The organism is Streptomyces sp. AA4, assembly GCF_000158875.1.
Classification (GTDB): Bacteria; Actinomycetota; Actinomycetes; order Mycobacteriales; family Pseudonocardiaceae; genus Amycolatopsis.
The window spans coordinates 3,823,370-3,833,877 of record NZ_GG657746.1 but is presented as its reverse complement, the minus strand read 5'-3'; the positions used below and the strand labels follow the sequence as shown (position 1 = coordinate 3,833,877).

7 protein-coding genes and 1 pseudogene are annotated in these 10,508 nt (G+C 70.3%); 1 reads left to right on the top strand and 7 read right to left on the bottom strand.

The window, feature by feature from the left end; genetic code table 11:
• The 6 genes and pseudogenes from SSMG_RS17640 to SSMG_RS17610 all read right to left on the bottom strand — a co-directional run.
• The coding region (locus SSMG_RS17640; RefSeq protein WP_037714028.1) for a hypothetical protein at window positions 1-452 on the bottom strand (452 nt) is incomplete at its 3' end.
• A gap of 19 nt (window positions 453-471) precedes the next feature.
• On the bottom strand, window positions 472-2,895 hold the full coding sequence (locus tag SSMG_RS17635) for an FAD-dependent oxidoreductase (RefSeq protein WP_009078050.1): 2,424 nt from the start codon (window positions 2,893-2,895) through the stop codon (window positions 472-474).
• 19 nt (window positions 2,896-2,914) lie between these two features.
• Entirely contained in the window at window positions 2,915-3,760 is an 846-nt protein-coding gene (gene purU, locus SSMG_RS17630) for a formyltetrahydrofolate deformylase (protein WP_009078048.1), read from the bottom strand.
• A complete protein-coding gene (locus tag SSMG_RS17625; RefSeq protein ID WP_009078046.1) occupies window positions 3,757-4,308 on the bottom strand; it encodes a sarcosine oxidase subunit gamma in 552 nt (183 codons plus the stop codon). The genes purU and SSMG_RS17625 overlap by 4 nt, the downstream gene beginning before the upstream one ends.
• Window positions 4,298-7,350 (bottom strand): annotated as a pseudogene (locus tag SSMG_RS17620) (sarcosine oxidase subunit delta family protein). The gene SSMG_RS17625 and the pseudogene SSMG_RS17620 overlap by 11 nt, the downstream one beginning before the upstream one ends.
• Before the next feature lie 8 nt (window positions 7,351-7,358).
• Window positions 7,359-8,603, bottom strand: coding sequence for a sarcosine oxidase subunit beta family protein (locus SSMG_RS17610; RefSeq protein WP_009078039.1), 1,245 nt, complete (start codon window positions 8,601-8,603; stop codon window positions 7,359-7,361).
• A 71-nt stretch (window positions 8,604-8,674) separates the two neighbouring features.
• Between SSMG_RS17610 and SSMG_RS17605 the strand changes: the two genes are divergently transcribed.
• Window positions 8,675-9,337: a GntR family transcriptional regulator gene (locus SSMG_RS17605; protein WP_009078037.1), complete on the top strand. Its 663-nt coding sequence runs from the start codon at window positions 8,675-8,677 to the stop codon at window positions 9,335-9,337.
• Here the strand turns inward: SSMG_RS17605 and SSMG_RS17600 are convergent.
• Entirely contained in the window at window positions 9,334-10,455 is a 1,122-nt protein-coding gene (locus SSMG_RS17600; RefSeq protein WP_037714023.1) for an aromatic ring-hydroxylating dioxygenase subunit alpha, read from the bottom strand. The two genes, SSMG_RS17605 and SSMG_RS17600, sit on opposite strands and share 4 nt — an antisense overlap.
• Window positions 10,456-10,508 lie beyond the last annotated feature (53 nt).

Genomic DNA, 10,508 nt, shown 5'->3' with positions numbered 1-10,508 from the left:
CGGACCCGGACCGCTGCGGTCACCCGGGCGGCCCGTTCGGCCACCGCGTCCGCACCAACCGCGAATCCGTTTCGCGCTTCGACCGCGACGCCTGCCGTCCGCGCCGACGAACCGGCCATCTCCGCGGCGGCGGAGACGTCCACCAGTGCCGCGGAGTCCACAGTGGACAGCAGCCGCTCCGCCACCCGGACCACCTCCCCCGCCGCGGCGACCACGTCCGCGGCGGGCTGGGCCCGGTCGGGCACGTCGTGCGTGACGGCGTGGGCGTCGATCTCCGCCAGCCGCAACGCGTGCCGCGTCAGGTGGTCCGCTTCGGCGTCGCCGCCGGCGGCCCGGCTCAGCAGCGCCGCCGCCTGCGCGAGGGCGAGAGCCGCGACCGTCGCCCCGGCCGGAGCCGGGACCGCGGGCCGGGCGAGGGTGTTCAGGAAGTCGCTCACGATCTGGTCCCGCATGGCGGGTCTCCCCTCCTGCTCAGCGCCGGATGCGCTCCATCCCGGGATCGACCAGCGGTTCCGCGGCCACGGTCGCGGCGACTCGCCGTCCGAAGTACTCGATCTCCACCTGGTCGCCGATCTCCACTGTGCCCGGCAACCAGGCATAGGCGATGGGACGGCCGATTGTGTAGCCATAGGCCGCGCTCGTCACGTAACCCGCAGCGGCACCGTCCACGAACACCGGTTCCTTGCCCAGCACCACCGTCCGGCCGTCGTCCACGGTGAGGCAGCGCAGCCGCCGCGCCGCGGTCTCTTCGCTGCGGCCCTCGATGGCGGCCCGGCCGACGAACTCGCCCTTCGCCGGGCGCACCGCGAAGCCGACTCCGGCCTCGTACGGGTCGTGCTCGGTGGTCATGTCGGTGCCCCACAGCCGATAGCCCTTCTCCAGCCGGAGGCTGTTGAACGCGCCGCGCCCGGCCGCGATGACGCCCAGCGACTGCCCGGCGCGCCACAGCGCGTCCCACAGGCGCTGGCCGTTGTCCGCGGAGGTGTAGATCTCCCAGCCGAGTTCGCCCACATAGGACAGTCGCAGGATCGTCACCGGCACCCCGGCGATCCGGGCGCGGCGGCCGCGGAAGTACTTGAGCCCGGTGTGCGAAAGGTCTTCCGCCGACAGCGGTTGCACCAGGTCGCGGGCGAGCGGGCCCCACACGCCGATGCAGCAGGTGCCGCCGGTGGTGTCCACGACCCGGACGCCTTCCGGTGCCCGGCTGCGCAGGTACGCGACGTCGATGTTGCCGTTGATCCCGACCTGGAACAGCTCCGGTTCCAGCCGTGCCACAGTGATGTCGCTGCGCACGCCGCCCGCGTCGTCGAGCATGAGCGTGTAGGTCACCGAACCGACCGACTTCGCCAGCTGGTTCGTCGTGAGCCCCTGCAGGAATTCGAGCGAACCGGGTCCGCTGACCTCGACGCGCTTGAGCGGGGTCATGTCGTACATCGCGACGCGGTTCCGGGTGTGCCAGGCCTCGGCCGCCACGATCGGCGAGTGGAACTGCCCGGCCCAGGCGTCGCGCGCGGGCGGGAGGAAGTCGTGCGGCAGGTCTTTCAGCAGGGACGCGTTGGCCTCGAACCAGTGCGGCCGTTCCCAGCCGCCCGCCTCCAGGAACACCGCGCCCAGCTCGCGCTGCCGGGCGTGGAACGGGCTGACCCGCAGGTCGCGCGGGGAAAGCCGGGGCTGCAGCGGGTGCAGCACGTCGTAGATCTCGACGAAGTTCTGCTGCGCGGTCTCCCGGATGTACTCGGGGGCGAGCTGGACGTCCTCGAACCGGTGCACGTCCAGCTCGTGCAGATCGGTCTCGGAGCGTCCGTCCACAATGGACTCCGCGACCGCCTTCGCGATGCCCGCGGAATGCGTGACCCAGATCGCCTCGGCGATCCAGAATCCGCGCACTTCGCTCGATTCGCCGACCAGCGAACCTCCGTCGGGAGTGAAGGAGAAGATGCCGTTGAAGCCCTCCTCCGCCTTGGTCTGGCCCAGCGCGGGCAGCAGGAGCTTGCTTTCCTCCCACGACGGCGCGAATTCGTCCTCGGTGAACGGCAGCATCGACGGCATCGCGGACGCGGTCACCTCGCCGGGTTCGGCGAACTTGTCCACCGGCATCGGGCGATGCGCGTACGAGCCGATGCCCAGCCGGTCGCCGTGTTGGCGGAAGTACAGGTCCTGGTCCTGGTGACGCAGGATCGGCAGTGCCGGACGCACCGGATCGGCTCCGGCCAGTTCGGCGAGCTGGCCAGTCTTCGCGTATTGGTGCGCGAGCGGCAGCAGCGGCACGGTCATGCCGACCATCTCGCCGATCTCGCGGCCCCAGAATCCGGCGCAGGACACCACGACGTCCGCCGGGAGCACGTCGTCGGCCGTCTGGACGCCGGTGACCCGGCCGTGCGCCTGCTCGATGCCGGTCACCCGGGTCGAGCCGACGAACCGGGCGCCGCGCGAGGAGGCCCGTTTGATCAGCTCGTCCACCGCGCGCGAGGCGACCGCGAGACCGTCACTCGGGACATACAGCGCACCGTAGATCTGGTTCTGGTCGAGCAGCGGCCAGCGCCGGGCGCATTCGTCCGGGTCGATCAGCCGCGCCTCGACGCCCCACGAGGTCGCCCAGCCGTGCTTGCGTTTCAGGTCCTCCCAGCGCGCCGCGGTGGTGGCCGCCTCCATGCCGCCGACCTGCTCGAAACAGCCGAGGTCGAGGAGCTTCGCGACGGTGTAGCCGGCGAATTCGGTCATCGCCTTGGACGGGTTGGTCTGGAACACCAGTCCCGGCGCGTGCGACGTCGAACCGCCGGTGAGCGGAAGCGGGCCCTGGTCGAGCACGGTGACGTCGGTCCAGCCGCGCAGCGTCAGCTCGTCGGCGAGGTTCGCGCCCACGATTCCGGCGCCGATGATCACGACACGGGTCATGAGAACTCCCTGGGATAGGTCAGCGGAAGACGACGGTGCGGTTGCCGTTCAGAAGCACGCGCCGCTCGCAATGCCAGCGCACCGCGCGGGAAAGCGCGAGGGCTTCGGCGTCGCGGCCGACGGTCGCGAGCGCGCGCGGCGAGTGCGAATGGTCGACCCGCTGCACCTCTTGTTCGATGATCGGGCCCTCGTCGAGCTCGGGGGTCACGTAGTGCGCGGTCGCGCCGACGTACTTGACGCCGCGGTCGTAGGCCTGCGCGTACGGTTTCGCGCCCTTGAACCCGGGCAGGAACGAGTGGTGGATGTTGATCGCGCGGCCCTGCAGTTTCTGGCACAGCTCGTCCGAGAGGACCTGCATGTAGCGGGCCAGCACGACGAGGTCGATGTCGTGTTCCCGCACCAGGTCCAGCAGCCGCTGTTCGGCTTCCGGTTTGCTCGCCGGGGTCACCGGGATGTGCACGAACGGCAGCCCGGCGGCTTCGGCCATCGGGCGCAGGTCCTCGTGGTTGGACGCGACGAGGGCGATTTCCGCGCCCAGCGCGCCTGCCCGCCAGCGGAAGAGGAGGTCGTTGAGGCAGTGCCCGGCCTTGGACACCATCACCAGCAGCCGGTCCGGGGTGCGGTCGGAGAACCGGTACCGCATCGCGTAATCCCGGGCGACCAGATCGAACTCGCGGGTGAGATCGTCCACAGTGGCCGGTCCGGCGCAGGTGAATTCGGTGCGCAGGAACAGTTCCCCGTGCACGTCGTCGTCGAACTGCTGGTGCTCGACGATGTCGCAGCCGTTGCTCACGAGGAACGTCGTCACGGCGTGCACGATCCCGGAGCGCTCGGGGCAGTGCAGGGTCAAGGTGAACTGGGTCAAGACTCCTCCTCTCGGTACTCCAGCGCCGCGTCGGCGAGCCAGGCGGCGAAATAGGGGGCGAACGACTGGCGCACGAGCACGGTGAACTCGCCCGCTTCCCGCACCAGCAGGACGATTCCGGTGCGGGCGTACAGCGTCTGGACGCAGGTGCCCGGCGGCGCGGCCGTGGGATGGAGGTCGATCGCGCAGCCGTGCGCCAGGACGTCGCGAGCCGCCGGTCCGGCCAGTCGCACCGTGGTGCGCTGCGCGGACACGTCGGTCACCGCACCGACGGCGATCGCTTCCCGCAGCGCTTCCTCGGTGCCTCCGGGAGCACCGAGCACGAGGTACTCGTCGGGGCCGAGCCACAGGACGTCGCCGATGCCGGTGGTGAACCGGCACGCGTCCGGCAACGCGGTGCCGAGCACGGCTGCCGCGGCGTCGTGGCCTTCGCGGATGCGGACGTTGAGCTGCGAGACGAACGGGCGTTCCTCGGCGAGCACGGCTGGCGCACAGCCAGCGAGCAGGCCCGCGTGCTCCGCGAGCGGAGACAGGGTCTTAGCCGTCACGGCGGGTCCCCTCCTTGTCGTAGAGCACGGATTCGGTGACCGTCACCGGCACCACCTCGTCGCCGACCGGGACGTACAGCGTCTCGCCGATCCGTTCCCGGCCGGAGCGGACGAGGGCGAGCGCGAAGGTGCGGTCCAGCGCGGCGCTCGGGTAACTGGAGGTGACGTGGCCGAGCATGCGCACCGGCGGGCGCGGGACGTGCGCGGTCTCGATGATCTGCGCGCCTTCCGGCAGCAGCACGGTGGGATCGACCGGCAGCAGGCCGACGAACTGTTTCCGGTCCGGGCGCAGGTTTTCCGCCCGCGAGAAGGACCGTTTGCCGAGGAAGTCGGCCTTCTTCTTGGACACCGCCCAGCTCATGCCGAGGTCCTGCGGGGTGACCGTGCCGTCGGTGTCCTGGCCGATGATCGGGTAGCCCTTCTCCGCGCGCAGGACGTGCATGGTTTCGGTGCCGTACGGCGTGATTCCCTTCTCCGCCAAGGCTTCCCAGAGCGCGAGGCCGTACCAGGAAGGCACGTTGATCTCGTACGCCAGTTCGCCGGAGAAGCTGATCCGGCACACCCGCGCGGCGATCCCGGCCACCTCGGCGTCGCGCCAGGTCATGAAGCCGAAGGCCTCGTTGCTGACCTCCAGCCCGGGCGCGAGCCCGGCCAGGAGCTCGCGGGAACGCGGGCCGACGAGTGCGACGGTGGCCCAGTGTTCGGTGACCGAGGTGGCGAACACGCGCAGGTGCGGCCATTCGGTCTGCAGCCACTCTTCCATCCAGTCCAGCACCATCGCGGCGTTGCCGGTGGTCGTGGTGACGAGGAAGCGGTCCTCGGCCACGCGGATGACGGTGCCGTCGTCGATCACCATGCCGTCGACGCCGCACATCACGCCGTACCGGATCCGGCCGACCTTGAGCGTGCTCATCAGGTTCGTGTAGAGCAGGTCCAGGAACTGGGCGGCGTCGGGGCCCTGCACGTCGATCTTGCCGAGGGTGGAACCGTCCATCATGGCCACGTCGGTGCGGGCGGCAATGCACTCGCGCCGGACCGCGGCAGGCAGGTCCTCCCCCGGCCGCGGGTAGTACCACGGGCGCTTCCACTGGCCGACGTTCTCGAACTCCGCGCCGTGTCCGACGTGCCAGGAATGCAGCGCGGTGACGCGGACCGGGTCGTGCAGTTCGCCGCGGTTCCGTCCGGCCAGCGCGGCGAAGGCGACCGGCGTGTACGGCGGGCGGTAGGTGGTCGGGCGGCGGTCCGCGAGGTCGACGCCGAGAGCTTCGGCGGTGATCCCGGCGGCGAGCATGCCCGAGGTTTTGCCCTGGTCGTGCGCGGTGCCGATAGTGGTGTAGCGCTTGACGTGCTCCAGCGAGGTGAGGCCCGCTCCGGTCGCCCGGAGGACGTCGGAGACGGTGGCGTCGCGCTGCAGGTCGACGAACCGGGTGTCCACTTCGGACTCCGGACCGGGGATCTGCCATTCGACGGCCGGGGGCAGTTCGCGCGGCGGCGCGTCGGAGACTGGGAGCGGGAGGTCTGCCGGTGCTTCGGCCAGGGCCTTCGCCGCCGCGGCATGGCCTTCTCGCACGCAACCGGCGAAGTCGAAGGTGCCGTTCGCGCTGCCCGCCACCCTCGCGGTCGGAAGATCACCGTCGGGCAGATACGCGCCGAGCGCGGGTTCGTAGCGCAGGGCACCGCGTTGCTGGCTGAACAGGTGCACCGCCGGTGTCCAGCCTCCCGAAACGAGAAGGGTGTCGCACGGGATCAGCTCCCCGCCGACACGCGCGCCGGTGATGCGTTCGGTTCCTTCCGTGCCAGTGACCGCCGCGCCGGTGCGGATTTCGATGTCTCGTTCCGCACACGCCGCGGCCCAGTTTGCCGGGGCGGCCGGGCGAACGTCGACCACCAGCGGGATTGCCACGCCCGCGTCGGCGAGGTCGATCGCCGTGGCGTAGGCGGAATCGTCCATGGTGAACACCACCGCGCGGCGGCCGGGCACGACGCCGTACCGGTGCAGGTACGTCCGCGCGGCGCTGGCGAGGAGGATGCCGGGACGGTCGTTGTCCGGGAACACGATCGGACGCTCGTGCGCGCCGGTCGCGAGGACGGTCTGCTGCGCGCGGATCCGCCACACGCGCTGCCGGGCCGCGCCGGAGGTCCGGTGTTGCACGGCCAGGACGAAACCGTCGTCGTAGGCGCCGAAAGCGGTGGTCCGGTCGAGTACTTCCACGTCCGGCGTCGCGCGGAGTTCGTCGGCGATCGCGCGGGCCCATTCGACGGCGGGCTTGAGGTCGACGTACTCGTTCGAGCCGAGCAGCGAACCGCCGGGTTCCGGCTGGTCGTCCACCAGCACGACGCGTACTCCGGCGCGGGCCGCCGTGCGAGCCGCGACCAGACCGGCCGGACCCGCGCCGACCACCAGGACATCGCAGTGCAGGTGCTTCGCGTCGTACCGCGCCGGGTCCGGTTCGGCGGCCAACCGGCCCTGGCCGGAGAGGCTGCGCGCGACCAGGCCGTCGTACAGCTCGACGGTGGTGGCGGTCTGCATCGGTTCGGGGAACGGCTTTTCCAGCTGCACCACCGCGTTCGGCTCTTCGACGCCCGCCGCCATGATGCCGCGCGGACGGCCGAGCTTGACGCTCCGCGCCACCTGGTGGACGCCGTTGGCGAGGAGGGCGGACGCGAGCGTGTCGCCGGGGTGTCCACTCAGGACCCGGCCGTCGAAGGTGAACTGGAGCAGGGTGTCGCGGTCGACGTGGCCGCCGCTGGGGAGGCGGAAGGTCATGGGATCACCGGCCGGGGTTCGTCGAGGCGGTAGACCGCCGCGAGTTCGTGGGTGCGGGTGTCGCGGACGGCGTTGAACCAGCGGCGGCAGCCCGCGCTGTGCGTCCAGCGTTCGGCGAGCGGGCCGCTCGGGTTGGCGCGGAAGAAGACGTACTTCGCCCATTCCTCGTCCGACAGCGCCGCCGGGTCCTGCGGGTACGCGACGTGGGCTTGGCCGCCGTAGTGGAATTCGGTCTCCTCGCGGGGACCGCACCAGGGGCAGGGAATCAGCTGCACAAGGGCTCCTAATGCGCGACGGCGGCGGCGCCGTGCTCGTCGACGAGCGCGCCGGTGGTGAACCGGTCGAGGGTGAAGGGTTCGACGTACGGATGCGGTTTGCCCTTCGCGACGGTGTGCGCGAAGCAGTCGCCGACGCCCGGCGTGGCCTTGAATCCGCCGGTCCCCCAGCCGCAGTTGAGGAACAGGTTCTCCACCGGCGTCAGCCCGACGATCGGCGACGCGTCCGGGGTCACGTCGACGATGCCCGCCCAGGTCCGCAGCAGATGCGCCCGCGCGAACACCGGGAACAGCTCCAGCGCGGCGGCCATCTGGTCCTCGATGATGTGGAACGCGCCGCGCTGGCCGTAGCCGGCGTAGGAGTCGATGCCCGCGCCCATCACGAGTTCTCCCTTGTGCGCCTGGGAAACGTAGACGTGCACGGCGTTCGACATCACCACCGTCGGGTGCACCGGTTCGAGCAGTTCCGACACCAGCGCCTGCAGCGGATGCGACACGAGCGGCAGGTCGATCCCGGCCATCTTCGCCAGCACCGAACTGTGCCCGGCGGCGCACAGCGCGACCTTCCCGGCGGCGATCCGGCCCCGGCTGGTTTCCACCGCGACCACCTTGCCGTCGCGCGTTTCCAGGCCGGTCACCGCGCAGTTCTGGATGAGATCGACGCCCATCGCGGCGGCCGCGCGGGCGAAACCCCAAGCCACGTAATCGTGTTTGGCGATCCCGGCGCGCGGCTGGTAGGTCGCGCCGAGCACCGGGTACCGGACGTCGGGCGAGGTGTTGACGATCGGGCAGAGTTCCTTGACCCCGTCCGCGTCGACCCATTCCGCGTCGATCCCGTTGAGCCGGTTGGCGTTCACGCGGCGCACGCTGTCGCGGACGTCCTGCAGGCTGTGCGCGAGGTTCAGCACGCCGCGCTGGCTGAACAGGATCGGGTAGCCGAGGTCTTCTTCGAGGCCTTCCCACAGCTTCAGCGAGTGCTCGTAGATGCCGGAGCTTTCGTCCCACAGGTAGTTGGACCGGATGATCGTCGTGTTGCGGGCCATGTTCCCGCCGGCGAGCCAGCCCTTCTCCAGGACCGCGACGTTCGTGATGCCGTGCACCTTGGCGAGGTAGTAGGCGGTCGCGAGGCCGTGCCCGCCGCCGCCCACCACGACGACGTCGTACGCCCGCCGCGGTTCCGGGTCCCGCCACAGGAAATCCGGGTGGTCCGGCAGGTCCGCGCCCGGCGGACGAGGCTGGTCGGTCGTGGTCATTCCGGCTGGCCTCCCGTATCGGACAACTGGTCGACTACTGATATATCAATCTTCGCTGTAGAGTAGGCCGGGTGAGCACCCCGGTCAACCACGTCATCCCGGCCGCCGCCCCGTCGCTGGCCGAACGCGCCTACGAGTTCCTGCGCGACCGTCTCGTCATGCTCGACATCAAGCCGGGCGACCCGATCAACGAGGAATGGGCGGGAAGCGTGCTCGGCATGGGCCGCACGCCGATCCGCGAAGCGCTGAAGCGGCTGGAAACCGAACGCCTGGTGGTCGCGTACCCGCGCCGCGGCACGTTCGCCACGGACGTCAACATCTCCGACCTCGCGCACATCTCCGAGGTCCGGCGCACCCTCGAGCCGACGGCCGCCGCGTCCGCCGCCACGCGCGCGACCGACGAGGACCGCGCCCGGCTCGTCGAACTGCGCGACCAGCTGGATTCGGCTACCCCGAGGGAAAACGCCGAACTCCTGCGCACCGACCTGGAACTGCACCGCGCGATCTACCGCTGCGTGCACAATCCGTTCTTCGAGGACACGCTGATCCATTACGACAACCTCGCCACCCGGATCTGGTGCGTGTTCCTCCCCCGGCTGCGCGGCATGGCCGGGCACGTGGACGAGCATTCGCCGCTGCTGACCGCGATCGCCGAGGGCGACGCGAAGAAGGCCTCGGCGCTGACGCTCGACCACGTGACCGGTTTCGAGGAGGCGATCCGGGCGCTGATCTAGTCCCCGGCCTTCGCGCGCACCCAGGCGTGGAACTCACCGATGTGGTGCTCGCTCGGCACCAGCACGCCGCCGCGGGCGTACGCGCGGGATCCCATGGCCTGCTGACACCGTTCGCAGGCCTCGAAATCCTGCTGGTTCACCCGGTGGAACAGTTCGACCGAACGGTCCAGGTCCGCGCCGGACTCCACGACCTCCGGCAGGTACAGCCAGTCGCAGCGAACGAGGGTGCGGTCCGGGGCGAGCGGGAACATCCGGTGCACGATCACGTGGTCGGGCACCAGGTTCACGAACACCTGCGGCCGGATCGTGATCGCGTAGTACCGGCGGTCCTGGTGCTCGCCGACACCCGGCAGCCGCTGCAGGCCGTCACCACCGTCCACAGTGAACCCGGTGACGTCCGCGCCGAATTCCGCGCCGTGGCCGACGAAATACTGCGCGGCGTAGCCGTCGGCGAACTCCGGGAGCACCTCGGTGAGTTCCGGATGGATCGTCGCGCAGTGGTAGCACTCCATGAAGTTCTCGATGATCTGCTTCCAGTTCGCGCGCACGTCGTACTCGATGCGCCGGCCCAGTGCGAGATTCTCGATGCCGTAGGCCTCGATTTCGCCGGGACCGCCGAGCCGCTCGCTCACGTCGGCCATCACCGTGTCCGCAAAGGACGGTGCCTCCTCGGCGAGGCAAACCCAGGCGTAGCCGAGCCATTCGCGCAGATGCACACCCGTCAGGCCGTACTCGACGCGGTCGACGTCCGGCATGCCGGTCAGATTCGGGGCCGCGACGAGCTTTCCGTCCAGGCCGTAGGTCCAGGCGTGGTACATGCACTGGAAAGCGCGCTTCACCGTTCCTTTCTCGTCGGTGCACAGCCGCGCGCCGCGGTGCCGGCACACGTTCAGGAACGCGCGCAAAGCCCCGTCGCGGCCGCGCGCGATCAGCACGCTTTCGCGGCCGATCTGCACGGTCTCGAACGAGCCGGGGGACGGCAGGTCGGCACTGCGCACCGCGCAGAACCACCCCGCTTCGAAGATCCGCTCCTGCTCCCGGGCGAAGATCGCCGGGTCGGTGTAGTGCGGCCCGGGCAGGGTCGGCAGCAGGCTCTGCGGGAGGTCGACAGCGGTCACCGGCAGGGCTCCTCTCGAACACAGTCGAAGTTGCGTATTACGCGTCTTGTTGC

Bases quoted from the DNA above. Each gene is read 5' to 3' on its own strand.
- SSMG_RS17635 (WP_009078050.1), bottom strand. From the start codon at position 2,895: ATGACCCGTGTCGTGATCATCGGCGCCGGAATCGTGGGCGCGAACCTC.
- SSMG_RS17610 (WP_009078039.1), bottom strand. From the start codon at position 8,603: ATGACCACGACCGACCAGCCTCGTCCGCCGGGCGCGGACCTGCCGGAC.